17 protein-coding genes, 1 tRNA gene and 1 riboswitch are annotated in these 25,997 nt (G+C 74.6%); of the genes, 11 read left to right on the top strand and 7 right to left on the bottom strand.

The window, feature by feature from the left end; translation table 11 throughout:
* The first annotated feature begins 44 nt into the window (after positions 1-44).
* From AC069K_RS33325 to AC069K_RS33350, 6 genes are all read left to right on the top strand, one after another.
* The gene (locus AC069K_RS33325; protein ID WP_478622332.1) at positions 45-1,112 is read left to right on the top strand and encodes a PhlD; all 1,068 of its coding nucleotides are present in this window, start codon (positions 45-47) and stop codon (positions 1,110-1,112) included.
* A gap of 65 nt (positions 1,113-1,177) precedes the next feature.
* A tRNA-Met gene (locus AC069K_RS33330) sits at positions 1,178-1,251 on the top strand.
* A gap of 100 nt (positions 1,252-1,351) precedes the next feature.
* Positions 1,352-1,645 (top strand): hypothetical protein, encoded by a 294-nt coding sequence (locus AC069K_RS33335; protein WP_478622334.1) that lies wholly within the window; start codon positions 1,352-1,354, stop codon positions 1,643-1,645.
* A gap of 20 nt (positions 1,646-1,665) precedes the next feature.
* Positions 1,666-2,910 (top strand): PP2C family protein-serine/threonine phosphatase, encoded by a 1,245-nt coding sequence (locus tag AC069K_RS33340; protein WP_478622336.1) that lies wholly within the window; start codon positions 1,666-1,668, stop codon positions 2,908-2,910.
* A 155-nt stretch (positions 2,911-3,065) separates the two neighbouring features.
* A riboswitch (cyclic di-AMP (ydaO/yuaA leader) is annotated at positions 3,066-3,245 on the top strand.
* Positions 3,246-3,257: 12 nt separating this feature from the next.
* Complete coding sequence (locus AC069K_RS33345) at positions 3,258-4,337, top strand: M23 family metallopeptidase (RefSeq protein ID WP_365104223.1); 1,080 nt, start codon at positions 3,258-3,260, stop codon at positions 4,335-4,337.
* 61 nt (positions 4,338-4,398) lie between these two features.
* Complete coding sequence (locus AC069K_RS33350) at positions 4,399-5,343, top strand: aldo/keto reductase (RefSeq protein WP_478622339.1); 945 nt, start codon at positions 4,399-4,401, stop codon at positions 5,341-5,343.
* Positions 5,344-5,358: 15 nt separating this feature from the next.
* Here the strand turns inward: AC069K_RS33350 and AC069K_RS33355 are convergent, their stop codons facing one another.
* The 4 genes from AC069K_RS33355 to AC069K_RS33370 all read right to left on the bottom strand — a co-directional run bounded on the left by AC069K_RS33355 (position 5,359) and on the right by AC069K_RS33370 (position 10,379).
* A complete protein-coding gene (locus AC069K_RS33355; RefSeq protein ID WP_478622341.1) occupies positions 5,359-6,807 on the bottom strand; it encodes a PrsW family intramembrane metalloprotease in 1,449 nt (482 codons plus the stop codon).
* 54 nt (positions 6,808-6,861) lie between these two features.
* Positions 6,862-7,644, bottom strand: coding sequence for a tRNA (guanosine(46)-N7)-methyltransferase TrmB (gene trmB / locus AC069K_RS33360; RefSeq protein WP_365104216.1), 783 nt, complete (start codon positions 7,642-7,644; stop codon positions 6,862-6,864).
* 40 nt (positions 7,645-7,684) lie between these two features.
* Positions 7,685-8,893, bottom strand: a complete 1,209-nt coding sequence (gene lhgO, locus AC069K_RS33365) for an L-2-hydroxyglutarate oxidase (protein ID WP_478622344.1) — start codon at positions 8,891-8,893, stop codon at positions 7,685-7,687.
* Positions 8,894-8,963: 70 nt separating this feature from the next.
* On the bottom strand, positions 8,964-10,379 hold the full coding sequence (locus tag AC069K_RS33370) for an MFS transporter (RefSeq protein WP_478622346.1): 1,416 nt from the start codon (positions 10,377-10,379) through the stop codon (positions 8,964-8,966).
* Positions 10,380-11,082: 703 nt separating this feature from the next.
* Here AC069K_RS33370 and AC069K_RS33375 point away from each other — a divergent pair.
* Both AC069K_RS33375 and AC069K_RS33380 read left to right on the top strand, forming a co-directional pair.
* Positions 11,083-13,194, top strand: a complete 2,112-nt coding sequence (locus AC069K_RS33375; RefSeq protein ID WP_365104210.1) for an asparagine synthase-related protein — start codon at positions 11,083-11,085, stop codon at positions 13,192-13,194.
* 411 nt (positions 13,195-13,605) lie between these two features.
* Entirely contained in the window at positions 13,606-16,779 is a 3,174-nt protein-coding gene (locus AC069K_RS33380) for an AfsR/SARP family transcriptional regulator (RefSeq protein ID WP_478622349.1), read from the top strand.
* A 27-nt stretch (positions 16,780-16,806) separates the two neighbouring features.
* Here AC069K_RS33380 and AC069K_RS33385 read toward each other — a convergent pair whose 3' ends face one another.
* Both AC069K_RS33385 and AC069K_RS33390 read right to left on the bottom strand, forming a co-directional pair.
* Positions 16,807-18,978: a sigma-70 family RNA polymerase sigma factor gene (locus tag AC069K_RS33385; protein WP_478622351.1), complete on the bottom strand. Its 2,172-nt coding sequence runs from the start codon at positions 18,976-18,978 to the stop codon at positions 16,807-16,809.
* 147 nt (positions 18,979-19,125) lie between these two features.
* Entirely contained in the window at positions 19,126-19,971 is an 846-nt protein-coding gene (locus AC069K_RS33390) for a TetR/AcrR family transcriptional regulator (RefSeq protein WP_365114273.1), read from the bottom strand.
* A 323-nt stretch (positions 19,972-20,294) separates the two neighbouring features.
* Between AC069K_RS33390 and AC069K_RS33395 the strand changes: the two genes are divergently transcribed.
* Positions 20,295-21,758 (top strand): NAD(P)/FAD-dependent oxidoreductase, encoded by a 1,464-nt coding sequence (locus AC069K_RS33395; protein ID WP_478622354.1) that lies wholly within the window; start codon positions 20,295-20,297, stop codon positions 21,756-21,758.
* A gap of 101 nt (positions 21,759-21,859) precedes the next feature.
* Positions 21,860-23,509, top strand: coding sequence for an ATP-binding SpoIIE family protein phosphatase (locus tag AC069K_RS33400; RefSeq protein WP_478622356.1), 1,650 nt, complete (start codon positions 21,860-21,862; stop codon positions 23,507-23,509).
* Between the two features lie 39 nt (positions 23,510-23,548).
* On the opposite strand, the gene AC069K_RS33405 is transcribed toward AC069K_RS33400, so the two are convergent.
* Positions 23,549-24,826 (bottom strand): MFS transporter, encoded by a 1,278-nt coding sequence (locus tag AC069K_RS33405; RefSeq protein WP_478622366.1) that lies wholly within the window; start codon positions 24,824-24,826, stop codon positions 23,549-23,551.
* A 152-nt stretch (positions 24,827-24,978) separates the two neighbouring features.
* On the opposite strand from AC069K_RS33405, the gene AC069K_RS33410 reads away from it, so the two are divergent.
* A complete protein-coding gene (locus AC069K_RS33410) occupies positions 24,979-25,554 on the top strand; it encodes a MarR family winged helix-turn-helix transcriptional regulator (RefSeq protein ID WP_358837786.1) in 576 nt (191 codons plus the stop codon).
* The last annotated feature ends 443 nt before the right edge of the window (positions 25,555-25,997 follow it).

Below are 25,997 nucleotides of genomic sequence, written 5' to 3' on the forward strand. Positions count from 1 at the left end.
TTAAGTTGAGCTCTCGTCCTTTGGCCCTCCGAGGGAGCCCACTCGTGCCCGCTCACATAGCCCTCCCCGCCGTCGTCCTGCCGGACCACGTCATCGCCACGGACGAGATCTGCGCGGACATCCGGCGTGCCAACCCCGACCGGCCGCGGCTGGAGGCGCACCTGCGGATCGCCCGGGCGACGACCGTCCGCACCCGTCGTTTCACCCGCCCGCTGCACGCCCCGACCGTGGCCGGAAATGCCACTGTCGAGGAGCGCAACAGAGCGGCGTACGAGGACGCCCTGGGGCTCGCGGTCCGCTCCGGGCGGCAGGCCCTGGCCCACGCCGGCCTCGCCCCCGACGACGTCGACTGCCTGATCACCAGCCACACCACCTCCTGGACCGTGCCCTCCCTCGACGTCGCCCTCGTCCGGGAACTCGGCCTGCGCCCGGACGTCCGCCGAGTCCCGATGGCGACCGTCGGCTGCGCGGGCGGCGCGCACGGCCTGGTCAGGGCCCACCAGGACATCGCCGCCCACCCGGGCTCGCACGTGCTGGTCGTCGTCGCGGAGTGCCTGTCGACGGCCACGTACAACCACACCGACACCAGCCGGGAGTCGATGATCTACAAGGTGCTCTTCGGGGACGGCTCGGGCGCGGTCGTCGTCTCGGACACCCCGGCCTGGAGCGGGCCGAGCTTCGTCATCGAGGACACCTTCGAGTACGTCCTGCCCGACAGCCTCGACCGCTACCGGGGCCGCCTGTCGGGCGCCGGACTGCACTTCGACTCCACGACCGCCGCCACCACCTCGCTCAACGACAGCCTTCCCGCCGTACGCGCGTGGCTCGGCGGCAGCGGCAGGGCCCCGGAGTTCGCGGTCGTCCACCCCGGCGGGCCCCGGGTCCTCCAGGACGCCGCCGCCGGGTTCGGCCTGGACGGCGACCGCGACCACGGCGCCCTGCGGCACGCCTGGGCGAGCCTGGCCGCCAACGGGAACCTGGGTGGCTCGGCCGTCCTCGACGTGCTGGCCCGCACCTTCGCGCAGGCCCCCGGCGACCGGCAGTCCGGCCTCATCATCGGCTTCGGCCCCGGCTTCGTGCTGGCCGCCTCGCGGGGGCACTGGTCGGCGTGAGCGCGGCGCCGTCCGTAAAGCGGTACGGAGCACCGTCCGGGATGCCGTACAGTTGTGTTTACCGACGCGGGGTGGAGCAGCTCGGTAGCTCGCTGGGCTCATAACCCAGAGGTCGCAGGTTCAAATCCTGTCCCCGCTACTGAAGACCGAAGGCCCGGCACATGCGAATGTGCCGGGCCTTCGGCATTTCCCCGACGGCCCGCGCGGGCGCGCGTACGTACAGTAGTCTCACGATTGCTATGCGCGAGCATGTGGACGGACTGCTGCGGGCGGCGACGCGGCGCAGGGCGCCCGCGGTGCCGCTGTTCCTCGCCCTGTGCACGCTCCTGATGTGCCTCTCCCTGCCGCTGTCGCCGCCCCTGTCGCCCGCCCCGCCCTGGATCTCCGCGCCCTCGCACGCCAAGGGCGGCGTCCCCACCGTCCACGGCGGCCCGGCGGCCCGCCGCCACGCCCGGGGGACCTGCGTCCACGGCCGGGCCGGGCCCCGCAGATGCCGGGCGCGGCTGATCGCGACCGGCGCCGAACGGCACTGAGGGGCGCCGCGCGCACCCGGTTGGCCGAGGAGCGTTCGCGGCGGGCGGCCCGGCCCGGCACCCTGAGTGGGGCGCCGGGAACGGCGGCGGCCCCGCGGACGGGCGGGAGACCACAGGTGCGGCAGCGAACGGACGGCGGCGGCCGGGAGGGCTCCCGGCGTCCGGCCCTGGTGCGCGCCCTGCCCGCGCTGCTGCTGGTCGCCGGGGTCGTCCTCGACGTGGCGACACCGCCCGATCTCACCGCGGCGGCCCTGTTCGCCGCCGCCCCGCTGACCGCGGCCCCCTTCTTCGGCCCCGCGGGCACCGCTGTCGCGGGCGCCTCGGCGGTCGGGGCGGTCCTGCTCACCGAGTACCTCCACGACGTCCCCAGCACCGGGGAGGCGGTCAGCGAGCTGTTCACCGTCACCACCGTCGGCGCGCTGGCCCTGCTCACCAACCGCATGCTGCGCCGCAGCGGCGAACGCCTGGCGTCGGCGCGGGTCATCGCGGAGACCGCCCAGCGCGCCGTCCTGCCCACGCCCGCCGAGCGGATCGGCGGCCTCCAGGTGGCCGCGCGGTACGAGGCGGCGCAGGCCGGCGCGTTCATCGGCGGGGACCTCTTCGCCGTCCAGGACACGCCGTACGGGGTGCGCCTGGTCGTCGGGGACGTCCGGGGCAAGGGCCTTGAGGCGGTCGAGGCGGTGGCCGTGGTGATCGGGGCGTTCCGGGAGGCCGCCGAGCAGGAGCAGACGCTGGAGGCGGTGGCCGGACGCCTTGAGCGCGCGCTGACCCGGGAGGGCACCCGGCGCGACGGCCTGGACGCGTTCGAGGGGTTCACCACGGCCGTGCTCGCCGAGATCCCGCGCGACGCCACGGCCGTACGCCTGGTCAACCGGGGCCACCCCGAACCGCTGCTGCTCCACGCCGACGGGGCGCTGGACGCGCTCACCCCCTCCGACCCCGCGCTGCCGCTGGGGATGGCGGAACTCGGGGTCTGGCCGGACCGGGCGGACACGTACCCCTTCCCGCTCGGGGCGACGCTGCTCCTGTACACCGACGGCCTCTCCGAGGCGCGTTCGGCCCGGCCGCCCGGGGTCTTCTACGACCCGCACGAACGGCTGCGCGGCCGGATCTTCCCGGGGCCGGACCAGCTCCTGGACGCGCTCGTCGACGATGTGCGCAGGCATACGGGCGGCGGTGCGAACGACGACATGGCGCTGCTGGCGGTGCGGCGGCCCCGGGCGCGGCGGCCGGAGCGGCGGCGGACGACGCCGGTGGTTCCGTGACGGACCGTGCCCGAACGACGCCCGAGCGCACGTTGTTTGACGGGGCATCAGGCGCTGGGGCCGGGGATTACGGGGAACGGCTTGGAATCCGGTCCGCCTGTCTATTAACGTTCGATAACGCAGCGCGGTCGTCCCAGCCGTCGTAGAGGCGGCACCGTGCGCACGCGCCGAATTCCGCAAGGGAACCGGGGAACCACCACCTTGGGGTGAATCGAGCACCTTCGCACCGTCGAAACGTGCCCGTAGGAGACCTTCCTGCTCCGAACCCTCCCCCGAGCTCTCAAGGAGCAGGGGGGACCCCCACCGCCAACCCGGTAGGCGAGAAGGAAGGAAAGGAGCGCGCCCCCGTGGCGTCCAACGAGCCTGCCCTCGGCACCCCGCCGCTTCCCCCCGTCGCCCCGTACGGGCCCGCGCCCAGCGGCACCGAGGTGTGGGAGGAGTGGAACCCCACGGAGGAGTCCGTCTCCCCGGTACGCGGCCGGCACCGCGTGATCAAGCAGCGCGGCGGGCTCGCCCGCAGCTCCACCGTCCTCGGCGTCGGCGTCATCGCGGCCGTCGGCGCGGGTGGCATGGCCAGTGCGCAGACCAAGCCGCCGGTCTCCATATCCCTGCCCGACTCCGTCGCGGACAATCTCCCCGATGTGAAGTCCCTGCCGGGCGTGGGCGCGCTCATCACCGGCATCGCGGGCGACGACAAGCCCGACGCGTCCCCCCTGGCCGAGGCCGACAGAGCCGTCGCGAGCGCCCCCCTCACCATGGCGGGCGTCTCCCGGGCCGCGGCCGAGCAGGGCGCCACAGGGGCGGGCGAGGCCCTGCGCGCCCGCATCCTCCAGCAGGCCGATCAGCAGCGCAGCAGCGCCGAAGCCGAGGCGAAGGCGGCCGCCGAGAAGGCCGCGGCCCAGCAGGCGGCGGCCGAGGCGAAGGCCGCGCAGAGCGCCGCCCAGCAGAAGGCGGCCGCCGAGAAGAAGGCCGCCGAGGAGGCCGCCGCGAAGAAGGCCGAGGAGGAGCGGCTGGCCGAGCTGGCCAAGAGCTACTCGCTCCCGGTCGCCTCGTACACGATCACCTCCACCTTCGGCCAGGCCGGCTCGATGTGGTCCTCCGGCCACCACACCGGCCTCGACTTCGCCGCGCCCACCGGCACCCCGCTCAAGGCGGTCCACGGCGGGACGGTCAAGTCGGCGGGCTGGTCCGGCTCGTACGGATACCGCACGGTGATCGAGCTGGAGGACGGCTCGGAGCTCTGGTACTGCCACCAGTCCTCCATCGCGGTCAGCGCCGGGCAGAAGGTGACGACCGGCGAGACGATCGGCCGCGTCGGCGCCACCGGCAACGTGACGGGCCCGCATCTGCACCTGGAGGTGCACACCCCGGGCGGCACGGGAGTCGACCCGATGGCGTGGCTCGAGTCGAAGGGCCTCAACCCGTAGGGGGCCTGCCCGGCGGGCGGGGGCGCGGAATAGGCGTGCCCCGTCGGCCCGTTCACCCCCCATGACCACGCTGCGCCCCCTGGGCTCCTCCGACCTGTCCGTCTTCCCGCTCGCCCTGGGCGGCAACGTCTTCGGCTGGACCGCCGACGAGGCCGCCTCCTTCGGGGTGCTCGACGCGTACACGCAGGCGGGCGGCAACTTCGTGGACACCGCCGACGTCTACTCGGCGTGGGCCCCGGGCAACGAGGGCGGCGAGTCCGAGCGGATCATCGGCAGGTGGCTGGCGGCGCGCGGCAACCGCGAGGACGTCGTGATCGCCACCAAGGGCGGCGCGCACGCCTCGTTCAAGGGGCTCGCGGCCCCCACCATCAAGGCCGCCGCCGAGGAGTCGCTGCGCCGGCTCGGCACCGACTACATCGACCTGTACTACACGCACTTCGACGACGAGTCGGTCCCCGTCGAGGAGATCGTCACCGCGCTCGACCAGCTGGTCAAGGACGGCACGGTGCGTGCGGTGGCCGCCTCCAACATCTCCCCGGAGCGGCTCCAGGACTCCCTGGACTTCTCCGACCGCGAGGGCCTGGCCAAGTACGTCGCGCTCCAGCCGCACTACAACCTGGTCTCGCGCGACACCTACGAGGGCACCCTCCAGGACACCGCCGGCCGCTCGGGTCTGGCCGCCGTGCCCTACTCGGCGCTCGCCTCCGGCTTCCTCAGCGGCAAGTACCGCCCCGGCCAGGACGTCGACAGCGCGCGGGCCGGGAGCGCCGGCCGGTACCTGGGCACCGAGCGGGGCGTGAAGGTGCTCGCCGCGCTCGACCGCGTCGCGCTGGCGCACGGCGTCGAGCCCGCGAGCGTGGCCCTCGCCTGGCTCGCCGCGCAGCCGACCGTGGTCGCCCCGATCGCCTCGGCCCGGACCGTCGAGCAGTTGCCCGCGCTCCTCGCGGTCGCGGACCTGGAGCTCACGGACGCGGAGCTGAGCGAGCTGAAGGCCGCCTCGGCGTAGACCGGGGGCAGGCTCTCAGCGCCGGTAGGGGTCGTACGGGGAGGCGGCCGGGCCGTAGCCGTACGGGGCGTGGTTCCCGTACGTGCCCTGGCCGTAGCCGTACGGGGGCTGGTGGCCGTACGGGGTCTGGGTTCCGTACGGGGCCTGGTGGCCGTAGGGGTAGGGCTGGGACGGAATCCAGATGCGGCCCGCCGCGCCCGCCCCGTACAGAAGGGCGGGGCCTGCCACCTCCCGGCGCGCCCACAGGTGGTGCAGCAGCTCCTGCTCGCGGGCGGTGAAGTCCGGCCCGGCCTGGGAGTGGCGGGCCCGTCGGCGCAGGAACGCCAGGGCCGTCGCGAACGCCTCGTACTCCGCGACCGTCCGCGCCGCCCGCTTGCCCCCGAAGGTGCGGTGGGCGAAGTCGCGGGCCATCGAGCGGGCCCGCATCGAGGAGAGCGCCAGCGGTTCGGCCGGGCCGAGCCAGCCCGCCGCCGCGTACGCGGGCAGCTCCGCCGCGACGGTGCGCAGCTCCCGCTGGCGGCTCCACACCGCGAGCCAGGTGAGCAGTCCGAAGACCGGCACCATGAACGCGGCGTAGACCAGGTAGAAGCCGTACGTCCCGAACGACGACGAGCCGTTCCACAGCGCGTGCATCCCCATCGCGGACAGCAGGCCGAGCACCGGCCAGCCGATCCGGCGCCGGCGGCGGCCCGGGGCCGCGAGCGCCGCGGCCCCGAAGCCTATGCCGGTGCAGACCGTGAACAGCGGGTGCGCGAACGGCGACATCACGACCCGGACGAAGAACGTCGCCGCGGTCGTCGAGGAGAGCCCGGCGGTGTGGCTGACCTGGTCCTCACCGAAGGCGTTGCCGAGGTACAGGACGTTCTCGGTGAAGGCGAAGCCGGTCGCGGTGAAGCCCGCGACGACGACGCCGTCGACTATCCCCTTGAAGTCCCGTCTGCGGAACAGGAACAGCAGCAGCACGGCGGCCGCCTTGGCACTCTCCTCGACGACCGGCGCGATCACGGTCGCGCCCAGGTGGTCGGCGGAGGACGGGTCGGCGGTCGCGGTGGCTATCCACTTCGTCGCGAACGAGTTGGCGATGATCGCCACAAGCGCGGCGGCGCACGCCCCCCAGGCGAGCGCGAACAGGAGGTTGCGCCAGGGGCCCGGGTCCACCCGGTCGAGCCAGCGGAACGCGGTGACCAGCAGCGGAACCGGCAGCACGGCGAGCGCGAGCCCCACCAGGAACCCCTCGGTGCCGGTCTGGTCCCGCACGATGGCGAGGATGACCAGACCGCACAGGGCGAGCAGGGTGATCAGCGCGCCGGCCCGGAACGCCCTGGAGCGCCAGAAGTCGCGCCGCGGCCGGTAGCGCCACTTGGCGCGCTCCGGGACGGCGTCGAACCGCGGCTCGGCGCCGCGCTCCGGGACCGGCTGGAGCGGGCCCGGCGGCTGGCGTTGCGGAAGCGACTCGGACGACACCAGACGACCCTAACGAGGGGTACGGACAATCCGCGACGGTGCGTGGGGTCGCCGTCAGGCGGAGGGCAGCTCGGCCGCGCGGGTGAAGAGCAGGTCGTGGACCACATGGCCCTTGTCCAGGCCCTGCCCCTCGAAGCGGGTGAGTGGCCGGAACGCGGGCCTCGGCGCGAAACCGCCGTCCGCCTGGGTGTTCTCGAACGCGGGGTGCGCGTTCAGCACCTGAAGCATCTGCTCGGCGTACGGCTCCCAGTCGGTGGCGCAGTGCAGCAGGGCGCCGGGCTTGAGCCGGGGCGCGGCCAGGGTGAGGAAGTCGGGCTGGATGATGCGGCGCTTGTGGTGGCGCTTCTTGGGCCAGGGGTCGGGGAAGTAGACCCGCAGCCCGTCCAGCGACTCGGGCGGGAGCATCTCGCGCAGCAGGATGATCGCGTCGCCGTTGGCGACCCGGACGTTGGTGAGGCCGCCGCGCTCGGCGAGACCTAGGAGGTTGCCCTGGCCGGGGGTGTGGACGTCGACGGCGAGGATGCCGGTGCCGGGGTCGGCGGCGGCCATCTCGGCGGTCGCCTCGCCCATCCCGAAGCCGATCTCCAGGACGACCGGCAGTCCGCCGAACATCTCGTCCAGGTCGAGCGTGCCGCGCCCGTCGATGTCGAGACCCCACAGCGGCCACAGCCGCTCCAGGTACTCGCCCTGGCCGGTGGTCACCCGGCTGCGGCGCGGCTGGAAACTGCGGATGCGCCGTTCGTGGTGGGACCCGGCGGGGTCGGCGACGGGACCCCCGGGGAACCGGGGCTCGCCCTTGGGGCGACGGGCGGGGGCGGGGGGCGGCAGCTCAGACACAATGAGCCGATTCTACGTGCCGCGGCCCGCCGGCGGCCCGCTACACCCGCGCCGCCCCCAGCACCCCCAGCGCCCGCCGGGCCACCTCGCGCCCGATCGGCAGGGACGCGGTGGCCGCCGGGGACGGGGCGTTCAGGACGTGGATCGTGCGGGGCGCCTCGCGGATGAGGAAGTCGTCGACCAGGGTGCCGTCGCGCAGCACCGCCTGGGCGCGCACCCCGGACGGGGCGGGGCGCAGGTCCTCGTCCCGGACGTCGGGCAGCAGCCGGCGGACCGCCTCGGTGAAGGCGCGGCGGGAGAGCGAGCGGTGGATCTCGCCCGCTCCGTACCGCCAGTGGCGGGCGGCGATGCGCCAGGTGCCGGGCCAGGCCAGGGTCGAGGCCAGCTCGGCGGGGCGGACCGTGCGCCAGTCGTAGCCCTCGCGGGCCGCGGCCGGGACCGCGTTCGGCCCGACGTGGACGCCGCCGCCGATCCCACGGGTCAGATGCACCCCGAGGAAGGGGAACGCCGGGTCCGGCACCGGATACACCAGGCCCTTGACCAGGCCGGGCCGCGCCAGGTCGTAGTACTCGCCCCGGAACGGCACGATCCGCACCCCCGGGTCGTCCCCGGCCAGGCGGGCCACCCGGTCGCAGTGCAGCCCCGCGCAGTTCACCAGCGCCCGGGCCCGGATCACCGCCCCGGTCGAGGTGCGCACGGCCACACCCGAACCGGGGCGGCGCGATATCCGGACGGCTTCCGTCCCGTACCGGATCTCCGCGCCGGACAGCTCGGCGAGGCGGGCCGCCACCGCCGGGTAGTCGCAGACGCCGGTCGTGGCGACGTGGATCCCGGCGAGGCCCTGGACCTCCGGTTCGTACTCCGCGATCTGGGCGGGGCCCAGCTCGCGCACCGGGATGCCGTTCTCCCGGCCGCGCTGGACCAGGGCGTGCAGCCGGGGCAGCTCGGTGCGGTCGGTGGCCACGATGAGCTTGCCGGTCACCTCGTACGGCAGGCCCTGCTCGGCGCAGAACGCCACCATCTCGGCGGCTCCCCGCACCCCGTACCGCGCCTTGAGGGAGCCGGGGCGGTAGTAGATCCCGCTGTGGATCACCCCGCTGTTGCGCCCGGTCTGGTGGCGGGCGGGGCCGGACTCCTTCTCCAGGACGGTCACCCGGGTGCCGGGCGAGGCCTGGGCCAGGGCATACGCCGTCGACAGACCGACGATCCCGCCGCCGATCACCAGCACGTCGCAGTCGTACGCCGTCACCACCACACCTCCCACCCCAGATAGTGCACTGGCCCACTGACAATGCCCGTAAACCCGTGGCGGAAGTGATCTACGCCGGGGCCACCAGGAGCGGCCGGGCCCGCTCCCGCAGCTCCACCACGCGCGGCTCGTCCCCGTAGGGCTCCAGGCGGTGCAGCAGGTCCCGGACGTATTCGGTGGTGCGCGCCGAGGAGATCCGTCCGGCGACCTCCACCGCGCGCGTGCCCGCGGCGCAGGCGGCGTCCAGATTGCCCGACTCCAGCTCGGCCACCGCCGAGACCACGAGCCGCAGGCCGTGCGAGCGCACGAACTCCTCGGTGGGGCGCGACAGCGCCTGCTCGGTGAAGCGGCGCACCTGGCGCGGGGCCTTCAGGTCGCGGTAGCACTCGGCCGCGTCCGCCGCGAAGCGGTCGTAGGAGTAGAAGCCGAGCCAGGACGGGTCCGCGTCGCCGTCCCGGGAGCGCTCCAGCCACGACTCGGCGGCCTTGAGCGCGGCGCCGGCCGCGAGCGCGTCGCCCGCCTTCGCGTGCGCGCGTGCCTCGACGAGCCGGAAGAAGCTCATGGTGCGGGCGGTCGCCAGGCCCCGGTTGCGCTCGACGGCCGCCTGCGCGAGGTCCACGCCCTCGTCGGCGAAGCCCCGGTAGGTGGCCTGGAGCGACATGGAGGCGAGCACATAGCCGCCCAGCGGCACGTCGGCCGCCGCGCGCGCGAGGCGCAGCGCCTGGATGTAGTAGCGCTGCGCGGCCTCCTGCTGGCCGGTGTCGAAGGCCATCCAGCCGGCCAGCCGGGTCAGCTCCGCGGTCGCCCCGAACAGGCCCCGCCCGACCTCGTCCGAGTACGAGCCGAGCAGCAGCGGGGCCGCGTCCACCCGTAAGCACTCGGGAACCATCGACGAACGCCAGTCGCCGCCCCCGTACTTGGAGTCCCAGCGGCGGGCGTCCTCCGCCGCCTCGCGGAGTTTGGCCACATCGCTGTGGCCGACCTTCAGGGGTGTTCCGGCCGCCCCGTCCTGGTCGCGCGCCACCGACGAGTCGGCGGGGGTTATGAGCCAGCGGGAGGCCGGGGTCGCGTACGCGGTGACCGCGAAGGATCCGGCCAGCGACTGCCAGATGCCGCCGCCCGCCCGCCGTCCGGCCAGATCGAGCCGGTAGAGCTCGGTCGCGGAGCGGACCGCCTCGCCCACGTCGCGCGGGAACGCCAGACCGACCTCGGGCGCCGGGTCGGCGTCGGCGAGTCCTATCTCGTGCAGCGGCACCGGGCGCCCGAGCTTGGCGCCGATGGCCGCCGCGATCAGATGGGGCGCGGCGCCCTGGGGCACCATCCCCTTGGAGACCCAGCGGGCCACCGATGTCTTGTCGTAACGAAGGGTCAGACCCCGTTGCGCACCGAGGTCGTTGACCCTTCTGGCCAGTCCGGCGTTGCTGATTCCCGCGAGGGCGAGAACGGTGCCGAGCTTCTCGTTCGGCCCGCGTTGCTCCCTGGACATGCGCCACCCCTCGACACAGACGGCGTCCCCCGGGGCGGCGCCCCGGGTCCGTCCGGCCGCACACTCGTGTGGCCGAGCCCCCAGGAATATGCCGCCCGCGGAGAACAGCAGTGCACCCAGCGTAGTTCGCCGCATCCCTACCGTTAAGGGGCGGTGTTCCGGATGGCGGGATTGCTTTCCGTACGGACGAGTTGGGGCCGGGGGTGCGTGCTCCGGGTGTGTGGCCGTGCGCGGTGCGTGCGCTCTGGCCCGCCGAGGGCGGACAGCGCTTCCATGTCAGGTGCGTGGGTCGGCCCGCTGAACTGGATCCAGTGGGCTGGGGGACACCGTCGCCTCAATCCCCGCGGGCGGCGGACCGGTCCGGGAGGCGGACAGCGCCTCCCGGACTGGGGGTCCCGCGGACCGGCTCCGCTGCCCGTTTCATGCCCGCTCCGGGGTGTCCGCCACGCGCCCCTGGGGTGAAGTTGGCCGAAAAGCGACGGTCCCGCACTACCCGGAAACGCCGCTTCCGCGCGGCTGGGGAGCTGTCAATCGGCCATCCATGGGAGCGCGTTCACTTTTTGCGCGCGCTACCCCGAGGCCCCTCCCGCACGCCATTGTCATGGCAGCATGGTCCCGAGCGACCTCAGAACCGCGTGCCTGCGGCTTGACCCCGGTTCTGTCGGCGCGGGCGACGGGTTGTCCACAGGCTGTGGAGGCGGCGATGCGGTGGCTGGTGGGCTGGAGCAGTGTCGCCGCGCGGTTCGGCGCCGCCGGGACGGCCGGCGCCCTGGGCGCGCCCGAGGAGGGGCGCACGGTGCATCCGGTCGGCTCCCAGCTGCTGTGGGGCGACCCCGACCCGCTCTGGGCGGTCGGCGACTGGCGCCCCGACGAGATCCGCGTGGTCAGCGTGGGGGCGGACACCCGGCTCGCGGTGCTGGGATGCTGCGCCGCCAGCGACGAGGAGCTGCGGGTGGGGCTGTTCGCGGCACGCGGGGGCGCACTGCGGCACCTGTCGGCGTGGCCCGGCAGCTATACGGCCGTTGCCCAGGTCGGACGCAGGGTCACCGTCGTCGGTGACCTGGCCGGTGCCCGCCCCGTCTTCTACACGCCCTGGGCGAGCGGCACCGCGTACGCCACGGCCGCCCTGCCGCTCGCCGACCTCATCGAGGCCCAGCTGGACATCGGCCACCTGGCGGCGCTGCTCGCCTGCCCGGACGTACCCGAGGCGCTCGGCGACTCCACCCCCTACGCGGGGGTGCGGCGCATCCCGCCCGGCCACGCGCTCGTCCTGCGCGAGGGCTCGCGGGAGATCACCGGGTACGAGCCGATGGCCTCGCTCGCCGTCGCCGCCGCCCAGGTCGACGAGGAGAGCGCGGTGAACGGCGTACGGGAGGCGCTGGTCGCGGCCGTACGGGCCCGGCTCACCGCGCCGCGCCACGCCCCCGAGACCCTGCCGCCGGACCCGGGTCCGGTGCCCGGCATGGGTCCCGCCGAGCGGCGCGCCGCGCGCGGGGGCCCGGCCCCCGGCATCGGCGCCGACCTCTCGGGCGGTCCCGCCTCGGCCACCCTCGCCCTGCTCGCCGCCGGGCTGCCGGGCAACCCCGGCACGGTGCTCGGCCACGGCACCGGCGCGGGCGAACGGCTCCTCGCCGTCACCTTCAACGACCTCGCCGTACCCGGCCGGCGCGGCGAGGCCGAGGTGGAGCGGGCCGGGGCGATCGCGGCCAACCCCCGGCTGCACCACGTGGTGGTGGCCGGCGACGAGGAGGCCCTGCCGTACGCGGAGCTGGCCGGGCCGCTCACCGACGAGCCGGGCCCCTCCCTGGTCGTGGCGGAGCGCCACCGGCGCCGGCTCGCGGCGGGCAGCGCGGACCACTTCACCGGCAGCGGGGCGCGGCAGGTCCTGGACGCGCACCCGGCGCGCCTGGCGGACCTGCTGATGGACCGTCAGCGCCGTCACCTGCTGCGCCCCGCGGCGGCGCTGGCCAAGGCGGGCGGCCCCTCCGCCCACTCCCTCTTCGTCCCGCTCACCGTGTACCGGGCGGCCCGCAGACTCGCCCGTACGCCCTACCGGGCGGGCATCGAGTCGGCGGCCGAACGGCTGCGGCGCGACGCCGACCTCGTCGACGCCGCGGCCGAGACCCCGCTGGACGCCTCGCTCGCGTCCCTGGCCTGGACGCGGCCGGGACCGGCCGCGCGATGGCTCACCGGGGAGGCGCTGGCTGAAGTATCGATCCGGCTGATGGCGTCGGCGACGCGCCCGGCGACGGTGCTGCGGCCCGGCGAGGCCCGGGCCCGCGCGGCGCTCGCCCGCTACGCCGCCGACCACCGCGTCCTGGAGCAGGCCGCCGAGATCCGCAGCCAGCGGCTGCACGCCCCGTTCCTGGACAACCAGGTGGTACGGGCCTGCCGCGCCCTGCCCGAGGCGGTACGGGTGCAGCCGGGGGCGCGGGCGGCGATCCTGCGGACGGTGCTTGCGGGGTCCGGGGTACGGGACCTGCCGCCCGGCTGGGGCGCCACGTCCCACGCCTCCTCCACGGCGGCGGTCCGCGCGGGTCTGCGCCGCGCGATCGACCCCCTGATCTCGCTCTTCGAGGCCCCGCTGCTCGCGGACGCGGGCCTGATCGAGGCCCGCACGGTCCGCCGCGCCCTACGGGCCGCCGCCGCGGGCGAACGCCTGCCGCTGGACGGCCTGGCGGACCTGGTCTCCACGGAGTTGTGGCTGCGGCGGCTGCTGGCGCGGCGGGGGACGTGCTGGACGGGGACGGCTGCGCCGAAGCAGCGGGCGGTGGCGGGCGGAATAACCCGCTCCCGCCCGCCACTACGAGCCTAGAAGCCCGCACCACCCCTCCCCGGGGGTTGCACCCGGGCCCCGCTTCCCTGGGGGCAGCACCCCCGCCCCCATGGCGGAACCTGCGCCCCCGGCCCCCATGGCGGGGCCTGCGGCCCCTGAACGCCTCGCCTTTCGCCTGCAGACCGTGGAGGGTTGCTCGCGCAGTTCCCCGCGCCCCTAGGTACTCAGGGGCGCGGGGAACTGCGCGCTCAGCCACCCACAAACCCGCGGATGCCCACCGGGCCGAAAGGGGCGCGGGAAACGGCGCGACGAGCCGACCACCGGCCCCTGAAGGGGCGCGGGGAACTGCGCGAGCAACCCACCACCGGCCGACAGCCGAAGTCCGGGCCCAAAAGGGGCGCACCCCCGCAGCCCGCCGCAGGCGGATCGAGGGCGAGACACAATGACCCCGTGCGGTACCGAATCCTGGGCGCCACAGAGGCGCAAGACGACCAAGGCCACCCCCTCCCCCTCGGAGGGCCCCGCCTCCGCGCCCTCCTCACCACCCTCGCCGCCCACGCCCACCACCCCACCCCCCTCCCTCCCACCACCCTCATCGACGAGATCTGGCCCGAAGACCCCCCGCACGACGCCCACGCCGCCCTCCAGGCCCTCATCGGCCGCCTGCGCCGCGCCATCGGCCGTGACGCCGTCGTCTCGGAGGCCGGCGGCTACCGGCTCGCCGTCGACGCGCCGGAACAGGACGTCGACCTGTTCGCCTTCGAGCACCGCACCCGCACCGGTGAACGCCAGCTCGCCGACGGCGACCCCGCCTCCGCCGCCGAGACCCTGCGCGCCGCCCTCGCCCTGTGGCGCGGCCCCGCCCTCGCCGACCTCCCCGACCGCACCGCGGCGGCCGCCCGCCCGGAGGCGCGGCGGTTCGACGCCCTGCGCGGCCGCATCGAGGCGGACCTGCGGCGCGGTGCCACCGCCCACCTCGCGGCCGAACTCACCGCGCTGATCGAGACCCGCCCGTACGACGAACCCCTGCACGCCCAGCTCATCCGCGCCCTGCGGGCCGAGGGGCGTACGGCCGACGCGCTGATGGCGTTCGAGACCGCCCGCCGCACCCTCGCCGACTCCCTCGGCACCAACCCCGGCCCGGAGCTGACCGCCCTCCACCGCGAACTGCTCAACCCCGTCCCCGAGGCGCGGGGCAATCTGCGGCCCCGGCTCACCTCCTTCGTCGGACGCGAACCCGAACTCGCAGCCATCCGGCAGGACCTGGCCGCGCACCGGCTCGTCACCCTCACCGGACCCGGCGGCTCCGGCAAGACGCGCCTGGCCGAGGAGGCCGCCGCCCCCGGCCCCGCCTGGCTCGTGGAGCTCGCCCCGCTCGACCACCCGGACGCCGTCCCCGGAGCCGTCGTCTCCGCGCTCGGGCTGCGTGAGACGACCCTGCTCGGACGGGACGGGCAGCCGCACCAGGACGATCCCCTCGCCCGGCTGGCCGACCACTTCGCCGCCGCCCCGGCCGCCACCCTGCTCGTCCTCGACAACTGCGAGCACCTCGTCGACGCCGCCGCCCGCCTCGCGGAGACGCTGCTGACCCGCTGCCCGGGCCTGCGCGTCCTCGCCACCAGCCGCGAACCCCTCGGGGTGCCGGGGGAGCGGGTCCGCCCGGTCGAGCCGCTGCCGCCCGACCCCGCGTACCGCCTCTTCACCGAACGCGCCCGTACCGTACGGCCCGACTTCGACCCGGCCGAGGACCCCGAGGCCATCGCCGAGATCTGCCGTCGGCTCGACGGGCTACCGCTGGCGATCGAGCTGGCCGCCGCCCGGCTGCGGCTGCTCTCCCCGCGCCAGATCGCCGACCGGCTCGACGACCGCTTCCGCCTGCTGACCAGCGGAAGCCGGACCGTACTGCCCCGCCAGCAGACCCTGCGCGCGGTCGTCGACTGGTCGTGGGAGCTGCTGGAGGAGCGCGAGCGCGCGGTCCTGCGCCGCGCCTCCGTCTTCGCCGGCGGCTGGGACCTGGCCGCCGCCCAGGCGGTGTGCGGCCCCACCGACGACCTCGCCGCCCTGGTCGACAAGTCCCTGGTGGTGGCCGCCCCCGAGCCGGACACCGGCCAGATGCGCTACCGGCTCCTGGAGACCATCCACGAGTACGCCGCCGAGCGCGCGGCCGAGACCCCGGACCTCCTCGCCGAGGCCGCCCGCGCCCACACCGCGTACTACCGCGACCTGGCCCAGGAGGCCGACCCGCTGCTGCGCTCGCGCGGGCAGCTCGCCTGGATCCGCCGCCTGGAGCGCGAGTTGGACAACATCCGGGCCGCGCTCCACCGCACCACCGCCACCGGCCCCGATCCGGCCGCGGCCCGGGACATCGGCCTGGCCATGGGCTGGTTCTGGTGGCTGCGCAACTACCGGGGCGAGGGAGTGGCGTGGGTGGACCGCGTCCTCGCGTGCGAGGAGGACGCGGAGGGGCCCGACGACCCGCGCTACTGGCCCCGGATGCGGCTCGCGCTGCTGCGGATCTTCCTGCTGGAGGAGTCCGGCGCGGCGGACCGGCTGCGCCGGGCCGAGACCCTGGCGGAGATGAACCGGCTGCGCGAGGCGTTCGGGCGCGGCGGCCCGCAGGCGGCGAGCTTCCCCGGGCTGCTGTGGCCGTTCGCCGCGTTCCTCACCCGCACCACCGCGCAGGTGCGCGACTGCGTCGACTCCGTCGTCGCCAACTGCCGCGCGTACGGCGGTGAGTGGGAGATCGGCGTCAGCCTCATGTTCCGTACGCACATGGTCATCGACATGCCCGGCGGTGTCTGGGACATCGACGGCGACCTGGCGGAGCTGCGGACCCTGAGCCGTCGTGTCGGCGACCGCTGGATGCGCGCCCAGGTGGCCAGCGCCGCCGGGGAGGCCGCGATGATGCGCGGGCTCCCGGCGCTCGCCCGGCCCGAGTACGAGGAGGCGCTGGGCCTCGCCCGCGAGGTGGGCGCCCACGCCGAGGCACCGTTCCTGCTGGCCCGGATCGCCGAACTCACCTACCGCGCGGGCGACCTGGCCGGCGGTGCGAAGATCCTTGAGGAGGCCGAGGCGGAGGCCGTCCGCTACAGGGTCTTCGACACCCGCTCCTACATCCACTACCTGCGCGGCTGCATGGCCCTGGACGCCGGCGACACGGCCACCGCGCGCGCCGAGTGCGACGCGGGCCACGCGGAGAGCGCCCGCACCACCCCGCCGCCGCACTTCAGCGCCGTCCTGGAGGGCCTCGACGCGCGCATCGCGGCCGAGGAGAGCGGACCGGCCACCGGTGTGCGGGGACTGGCGTCGGCGCTGCGCCACGCCGACGCGGCGGGCTGCGCCGAGATCCTCCTCGCCCACTTCGCGGAGGGCGCCGCCCGGCTCCTGCCCGACCTCGGGGAAGCCGTGCTCGCGGTACGGGTGCTGGCCGCCGCCGAGGCCTGGCGCGACGGCATCCCGCTGTGGGTCCCGGACCGCGCGGCCCTGGACGCCCTGCGCACCCGTCTGCGCGAGGAGCTGGGCCCGGCCGCCTACGAGGAGCAGCGCGTGACGGGTTCCGCGCTCACCGCGCTGGAGACCGCGGAGCTGCTCGAAGGCGTCGTCGGCGGCGGTCACGGGGACTGACGGCCCGTCCTCGAACCCCGGTCTCGCTCAACGGCAGTTGATGACCGACTTCGCCCAGTCCGCCAGCGCCACCGAACCGAACGGCGTGTGCGGGTCCACCACCAGGCGCAGGGTGCGGTGGCCGGTGAGGTCGGCGTGGACCGGCACCGCCGGGTCCCCTCCGTGCATCACGGGCGAGCGCCACAGCAGCGTCCGGTCGCCGTAGACCGAGAACCGCACCGCGCCCAGGCCCATGGTCAGGTCGTCGACCCCGGCGAACGCGTCGTAGCCGGAGCACTTGCGGTTGAGGTCGATGGTCACGGCGGAGCGGGCGTGCACGGTCACGCCGTGGCCGTACGGCTTGCCGTCGATCGCCAGGCCCCAGCGCTGCCAGAGCCAGCTGGACGAGCCGAGCCGCACCTCGGGCTCGGTGTGGTCGCCGAACGTGCCGTAGTGGAGCCGGTTGACCTGGTAGACCATCGCCGGGGGCGGTGGCGGGACCGGAGGCGGCGTCGGCTTCGGCTTCGGCTTGGGCGGCGTGGGCTTCGGTACCGGCTTGGGCGCCGGGGGCTTCGGCCGGGGCTCGGGCGGCGCGGGCTTCGGCGGCTTGGGCGGCCTGGGCGCGGGCTTGGCCCGCGGGGGTACGGGCGCGGGCGGCGCCGGGGGTTCCGGCGCGGGGGTGGGCGGCGGCTTGTGGGGCACCATCGGCACCACGGCCGGCGGCTCGGCCTCGGGCTTCGCGACCGGCTTGCCGTCGCCGCCGGTGAGCGCGAAGACCACACCCGCGGCCACCGCCACGGCGACCGCGGCCGCGATGCCGGCCTTGGCGGGGGCGCCCAGCCCCTCGGAGGCGACGGCCCCGCCGGCCGCGCCCCCGGACGAACTCCCGCCGGTGGCCGCCGCGGCGGCACCGGCACCCGCCGCACCGGCGGCGCCTCCCGCCACGAGCCCCGCGGCCTTGAGCGAGTACCCGGCGGCGAACCAGCCGACCACCGCGACCGGCAGCAGCGCGGGGATCCCGGCGTTGACGTCCCTGAGCTCGACGACCGCGACCCGGCACTTGCCGCACTCCTCCAGGTGCTTGCTCAGGCCGCGCTCGGCCCGCACCCGCAGGCCGCCGCGCGCGTACGCCCCGAGGCGGTCGGCGTAGCGGGCGCAGTCGCCGCCCTCGGTGAGCGCGGTGGAGACGTGTGCCTGGAGGTAGGCCTGCTTCAGGCCCTCGCGGGCCCGGCTGGCCAGCACCGCCGTGGCGTTGGCGGAGAGCCCGAACAGCGGGGCGATCTCGCTGGGCGACTCCTCCTCGACGGTGGTGTGCCACAGCACCGCCTGCCACCGCTCCGGCAGCGACCGGAACGCCTGCATGGCGAGCGACTGCTCGGCCTCGTGCATCGCCCGGACGTCCGCGCCGAGGTCGACCGTGTCGTCGTCCCTGCCGTCCGAGGTACGGGCGGCCTGGTCGGCGAAGAGCGCGAAGTCCTCGACCAGTTGCTCGCGCTTGGCGGTCTTCGTCCAGGAGGCGGCGACGCGGCGCACGGTGGTCATCAGATACGCGCGCACCGCCTGCTCGGGCCCGGCGCCGCCGCGTACCGCCTGGAGCGTACGGGCGAAGACCTCGGCGGTGAGGTCGTCGGCCGTGTACGCGTCCCGGCAGCAACTGCGGGCGTACCGGCGCACCGCGTCCGAGTGGCGGCGGAACAGCTCCTCGTACGCGGTGTCGTCGCCGCCGCGCATGCGCTGGATCAACTCGGCGTCGGCGGCGGCGGACCCGGCCCCGGTGACGCGCTCCCGCTGCTGCGGAACACCGGGCACGGCCTCGGCCGGAACAGCGGACGGGACGGTGACCGGAGCAGCCGAAGCCGCTGGAGCAGCCGGAGCAGCCGGGTCGGAGGGGCCTGCGGGGTCGGCCGGAGCGGTCGCGCCAGTCACGTCGGCAGCGTCAACGGCCGAGCTCTCGGGCCCCCTTGAGGGCCCCCACGGGCCCGCGTCACCGACGGGGCCCTCGCTCTCCCCTGCGGGTCCCCAAGGGCCCGCGTCGCCGACCGGGTTCTCGGGCTCCCGTGCGGGGCCCCACGGGCCGGGCAGTACGGTGCCGCCGGGCTCGTCGCTCTCGGTGTCCGGCCGGTGGGCGCGGCCCGCCTGGCCCGGCACCTGCGCGGAGGGCGCGCCCTCCGGCTCCGTGCCGCTGCTGGCGCCGAGCTCGTCCCGCCCCTCAACGTTCATCGCGGAAAGCCCCCGTCAGCACGCTCAGACCCGACCACGCGCCAAGCGTCCCACAGAGCCCCGCACCCCAGCAGCCCGCCCGCTGTCAACCACCCGTTAGGGGAACCCGCCCCGCGCCGGGGCGGGTCCGCACCCACGGGCCGCGCCTCACACCGGGCGCGAACGCAGCCCTTCGAGCAGGATGTCCAGGAGCCGGGCGGAAGCCGCGGCCTGCTGGTGGGGATCGGGCAGCGACGGCGCCGCGGTGGCTATCACCAGCAGCACGTCGGCCACGGTCACATCGCGCCGCAGCTCACCCGCCTCACGCGCCCGGTCCACCAGCTGCCCGACCACCGCGAGCAGCTCGGCCGCCCCCGGGTCGTCCAGCTCGTCCGCCGGTGCCGTGCGCGGCTCGACGACCCGCAGGTCGGGCACGCCGGACCCGCCGGGCATCCCGGCCTGGCGCTGCTGCGGCACCCGTACCCCGGCAGCGGAGCCCGCCGGGTCCAGCGACTCCACCGGCTCCAGCACCGGCACGCCGCCCGCGACACCCCCGACGACCGTCGACTCCTCGGCGTCCACGTCCACCCCGACGCGCAGCACCTGCGGCGGCAGCAGCCGCCCGGCGCCCGACGCCACCGACGTCCGCAGGAACCGGGAGAGCGCCGACCACGGCTCCTCCTCCTGGCCCAGCGCGGTGCGCGCCTGGTCGGTGAGGCGCGCGGTCTCCTCCTCGGCTATCCGCCGGACCAGCACGTCCTTGCTCGGGAAGCGCCGGTAGACCGTGCCCACGCCGACGCGCGCGCGACGGGCCACGTCCTCCATGGGCGCCCCGTACCCCAGCTCACCGAACACCTCGCGCGCGGCGCGCAGCACGTGCTCCAGATTGCGCTGGGCATCCACCCGCAGCGGCGCGGAGCGGGAAGCGGAAGCGCTCCCACCACCGCCCACACGACCATTGCCGTCCGCTGACGCGACGACGGCGGACTGCCAATGAGAGTCCTGAATATGCATAACCGTTCCCCCGGTAATGACGTCTCCCCCCGGAGACTCCCCGCCCTGACAGTCGGGTGGCCGGACCCGACACCCCGACGAGGTACGAACATAGTTGAGCCGGAGTCAATTCAGAAGGGGGTTGTTCCGCACGGTGTGCCCCCCGATCGGAGCAAGGGCCGGAACCTTCCCGATTCGGCCCCCTGCGCCACCCCCATCTCCCCGCCCTGACCTGCACATTCACGCCGGACGGCGAGAAATGGCCCGACCTGTTCCGGCCACATCCGTCAGTCACACAATTTGCCGGGCCTGTGGACAAACACCCGCGTCCGTTGCCTCATGGGATGGTGAAGGCTGCGATCAATCGGGGGTCGAGCCCCGAACCACCGCCCGGCACCCGCATTCTCGTCGTCGGCGGCGGCTACGTCGGGATGTACACGGCGCTGCGTCTCCAGCGCGAGCTCAAGGCGCGTCTGCGCGACGGCCGGGTGGGCATCACCGTGGTCGCCCCGGACCCGTACATGACGTACCAGCCGTTCCTGCCGGAGGCGGCCGCCGGGTCCATCTCGCCCCGCCACGTCGTCGTACCGCTGCGCCGCGTCCTGGACCGCTGTCACATCGTCATCGGTGAGGCCCGGCGCATCGACCACGCCGCGCGCACCGCCACCGTCGCCACCCTCGCCACCGAGGAGGAGGGCGGCGGCCCCATCGAGATCGGCTACGACGAGCTGGTCCTGGCACCCGGCTCGATCTCGCGCACCCTGCCGGTCCCGGGGCTCGCCGACTACGCCATCGGCTTCAAGACCGTCGAAGAGGCGATCGGCCTGCGCAACCACGTCATCGAGCAGATGGACATCGCCTCCTCCACCCGCGACCCGGCCGTCCGCGACGCGGCCCTCACCTTCGTGTTCGTGGGCGGCGGCTACGCGGGCGTGGAGGCGCTCGCCGAGCTGGAGGACATGGCCCGCTACACCGCCCGGTACTACCACAACATCAAGCCCGAGGACCTGAAGTGGATCCTCGTGGAGGCCAGCGACCGCATCCTGCCCGAGGTCGGCGAGGAGATGGGCCGGTACGCCATCCGCGAGCTGCGCGGCCGCAACATCGACGTACGGCTCCAGACCCGCCTGGACTCCTGCGAGAACCGGGTCGCCGTCCTCAGCGACGGATCCCGCTTCCCCACCCGTACGGTCGTGTGGACCGCGGGCGTCAAGCCCGCGCCGCTGCTCGCCGCCACCGATCTGCCCCTCAACGAGCGCGGCCGCCTCACCTGCACCGCGAAGCTCCAGGTGGAGGGCGCCGAGCACGCCTGGGCGGCCGGGGACGCCGCCGCCGTGCCGGACGTGACGTCCGAGGAGAAGGACAAGGAGTGCGCGCCCAACGCGCAGCACGCCGTGCGCCAGGCCAGGACACTCGCCGAGAACGTCGCCGCTTCCGTAGAAGGACGCCCCCTGCGCGAGTACGCGCACAAGTACGTGGGCTCGGTCGCCTCGCTCGGCCTGCACAAGGGCGTCGCCCATGTGTACGGACGCAAGCTCAAGGGCTACCCGGCCTGGTTCATGCACCGCGCCTACCACCTGAGTCGGGTGCCCACCTTCAACCGCAAGGCGCGCGTGCTCGCCGAGTGGACGCTGGCGGGCCTGTTCAAGCGGGAGATCGTCTCGCTCGGCTCGCTGGAACACCCGCGCGCCGAGTTCGCGCTCGCGGCGGGCGCCGGCCCGGCCGGGCCTGCGGGACCTGGCCCCGGACCCGGGCCGAAGCCGCGCCCGGAGCCGGGACCCGAGGAGCCCGGCACCAACGAGAACTGACGTTGTCAGTGCGGTCCGTCACACTGGACGTGTGACCATAGGTGGGCCCACACCTGCACAGAGTGACCCAGCAGCCAGCGACACACGAGGCCAAGAGATCCGTGAACTTCACGCGTTGGAGCGCCCGGCTCCCCGGTACGCAGCGGCGCGCCGCCGCACGGACCGACCGGGGCTCCGTGCCCGCCGCGCGCGGTGAGTCCGGCCCGGGGACCGACACCTGGCCGGACGGGGACGAGGCGGACCGCCCCGCGCCCGTCCTGGAGGAGCTGTCGGTGCGCCGGCTCCTCGCCCAGATCCCGGCCCTCGCCGCCCTGGTCTACGGCCCGGAGCACCGCGTGGCGTTCGTGAACGACGCGTACGCCGCCGCCTTCGGCCCCCGCCCCGTCGGCGCGCCCGCCGCCAAGGCGCTCCCCGAGCTGGACGAGCTGGGCCTGCTGCCCCTGATGGACCAGGTCCTGCGCAGCGGCAAGCCGCGTACGGTCAAGTCCCGCAAGACCCAGGGCGGCGGGTCGTACACCGTCACCTGCACCCCCGTCGAGATTCCCGCGGGCGGGGAGGGAGCCGGCGGGGTGCTCGTCTTCGCCGCCGACGTCACCGACCACGCCGAGGCCGCCGAGCGGCTGCGCGCCAGCGAGCGCCGGCACCGCGAGACCGCCGTGACGCTCCAGCGCTCCCTGCTCCCGCAGGAGCTGGAGCAGCCCGACGACCTGCGGGTCGCCTGCACGTACCAGCCGGGCGGCACGGACGCCGCGGTCGGCGGCGACTGGTACGACGTGATCACCCTGGGCGCCGGGCGCACGGCCCTGGTGATCGGGGACGTGATGGGGCGCGGGGTGCGCGCGGCGGCCGTGATGGGCCAGCTCCGCACGGCGGTGCGGGCGTACGCGCGCCTGGACCTGCCCCCGCACGAGGTGCTCCAGCTGCTCGACGGCCTGGCCGCCGAGATCGACGCCAGCCAGATCGCCACCTGCGTCTACGCGGTCCACGATCCCAACGAGGGCCGCCTGGAGTACGCGTCGGCGGGCCATCTGCCCCTCCTCGTACGCCACGCGGACGGCAGCGTGCACCGCGCGGCCGACCCGACCGGACCCCCGCTGGGCACCGGCGGCTGGGTGCACACCTCCGGCACCATCGCCCTGCCGCCCGGCGCGACCGCCGTCCTCTATACGGACGGCCTGGTCGAGCGCAGGGGAGAGGACATCGACGAGGGCGTCGCCGCCCTGGAGCGCGCGCTGTCCGGCGCGGACGGCACCCCGCAGGTCGTCTGCGACCGGCTGATCCGCTCCCTGGGGGTGACCGCCGAGCACGACGACGACGTGGCGGTCCTGGTCCTCCAGCACCCCGCGCGCACCGGCCCGGACGCCGAGCTGTTCCACAACGCGGCGCTCGACCTGCTCGGCGGCGTCGAAGCCGCGCCACGCGCGCGTGCCTTCGCCTCCGGGGTCCTGGCCTCCTGGCGCTTCCCCGTCGAGCTGCGCGACCTGGGCGTCCTGGCGGCGAGCGAGCTGGTGGCGAACTCGCTCCAGCACGGCACCCCGCCGATGCGGCTGCGCCTGCGCCGCACCGACCGCCGCCTGATCATCGAGGTGACCGACGGCGACGACCATCTGCCGCGCCGCCGCCGCGCCGAGCCCGGGGACGAGTCAGGACGAGGCATCTCGATCATTGCGACGATCGCCTCGTCCTGGGGTTCGCGCCGCACACCGGGCGGCGGCAAAGCGGTGTGGTGCGAGTTTGCCCTGCCGGACTGAGGCCGGCGGGCGGCCCCCCCGGCCGGGGGGGCCGCCCGCTCAGGCCGCCGCGCCGACCTGCTCGCTCCGGTGCACCGCGACCACCCGCGACGGAGCCGCGAGCGCCGGCTGGTCCTGCGCGGGCGTCAGCCTCCGGCCGAGCCGCAGCGCGAGGACGGTGATCCCGAGCGAGAACAGGATGAACGTCACGATGTACGGGCCGTGCAGCGTGGCCCCCATGGGACCGCCCACGAACGGGCCGAGCGCCAGCGCCATCTGCTTGACCAGCGCGAACGCCGAGTTGTACTGACCGACCATCGCCTCCGGCGCCAGGTCCGCGACCAGCGGCGCCACGGTCGGCGACAGCATCGCCTCACCGAGCCCGAAGAGCGCGTACGTGGAGACGAACGCGGCGGTCGCCATGGTCTGGCTGCCGTGGCCGAGCCCCGCGTACCCGGCGAAGAGCCAGGCCACGGTCCAGATGAGCCCGACGGCCGCGATGACGCGGCTGCGGCGGCGGCGCTCGACGAAGCGCAGCACCAGGAACTGGGCGACCACGATGACGGCCGTGTTGGCGGCGAGGGCGAGACCCAGGGCCGACGGGTCGATTCCGGCGGCCTCGGTGCCGTACGCCGCGAGACCCGACTCGAACTGCCCGTAGCAGGCGAAGAACAGCACGAACCCGAGGACGCAGAGCTGGAGCATGGCGCGGTGCCCGAGCACGGCCTTCAGACCGCCGCCGCTCCGGCCGTCCTGGGGGCGGGCGTCCGCGATGGCCGCGTTGCGCGGCAGCTTCACGGACAGCGCGATCGCGGCGAGGACCAGGAACATCCCGGCCTCGATGGCGAAGAGCAGGGTGAAGGACGCCGGACGGCTCTCGTCGACGATCTGGCCCCCGAAGAGCCCGCCGATGCCGAGCCCGAGGTTCTGCAGGAAGAACTGGAGGGCGAAGGCACGGGTCCGTGAGGTCGGCCCCGAGGACCACACGATCATGGTGGCGAGCGCCGGCTGCATGACCGCGGTGCCCGCGCCGAGCAGGGCGGCGGAGCCGAGGACGGTCACCAGGCTGTTCGCGAGCCCGAGGCAGAGCGCGCCCACGGCGGCCGTCACGGCGGCGCCGACCAGGACGGGCAGGGGACCGCGCCGGTCGATGACCCGGCCGGTGAAGAGCAGCGCGACGAGCGCGGCCAGGGCGAAGACGCCGAGGACGATCCCGGCCCAGAAGGAGCCGAGCCCTCGCACCGTCGCCACGTAGAGGTACAGATACGGAACGGTGAACCCGAGTCCGAACGCGCTCAGCGCGTTCCCCGCCTGGATCCGGCGCATCGCCGCGCCCATCACCTTGGTCACACTCACCACCTTGAGATCTCGAAGTGGAAGTACTCGAACCTGAAGGTCTCAGATGCGAAGACTTCAACACTAAAGTTAGAACCTCAACAGTACACACTCAAGGACTTAGACGCCAACGCGTCCCGTGCGATACTCGCGGCATGGCTGAGACCACCGAGCGCGGCGGGCCCACCGGCCCCGCCGGCCCCGAGGAGCCGACCCTCGACGAGCAGATCGCGGCGTACCAGCGCGAGTTCCGCGACCTCGACCCCCAGGTCGAGAAGGTCGTCTCGGCCCTGGGGCGGCTGAACCGGCGGATGAACGTGGCGTACGGACGCCAGGTCGCCGCGCTGGGCATCAGCAACGCCGAGTGGGAGGTCCTCAAGACCCTCGTCCTCGCGGGCAAGCCGTACCGGCTGGGCCCGGGCGAGCTGGCCAAGCGCCTCGGCCTCACCCCGGCGGCCATGACCCACCGCATCGACCGCATGGCGGGCGAGGGCCTGGTCACGCGCGACCGCGACGAGAGCAACCGGGTGCGGGTCATCGTCGAACTGACGGACGAGGGGCGTACGAAGTGGCTGGAGGCCATGGAGATGGCCACCGACTTCGAGGAGGACCTGCTCCAGGACCTCACTCCCGACGAGCGGGGGGCGCTCGGCGAGATGCTGATCCGCCTGCTGCGCCGGGTGGAGCACGCCCAGCCGGACGCGGGCGGACGCCTCACCGACCTGGACTGAGGCCGGGCAGGACGGGGGTTGACACTGCCCTCCCCCGTGCGTAAGGTTCTTCGAGTTGTCACGGAGCCGGAACGGTTCTGCGGCAGCCGTCCGCCGCAGATCTGCGGCAACCCAACTCCGTACGACCTCCCGATCGGGATGAATTTCGGCATGCCGAATTCTTTTCGAAGGGGGCTGGATGGACTGGATGGATCGGCCGGCTCGATTAGGAGCCGCCCGGGAGATCCGCTAGGGTTTGGGACGTCGGAACGGCCCAACAGCCGGGAAGACAAACCGACTTGACCCGGGAGACCGGAAATCAGGCCCGAAAGGATCTGATAGAGTCGGAACCGCCGGAAGGCCGAAAGGCCGGAAAGCGAATCCCGCCGACAGGGAAATCGGACACGAAAGAGTCTGATAGAGTCGGAAACGAAGGAAGCGCCCGGAGGGCCCGGAAACGGGAA

This window comes from Streptomyces sp. NPDC043908, from assembly GCF_056435525.1.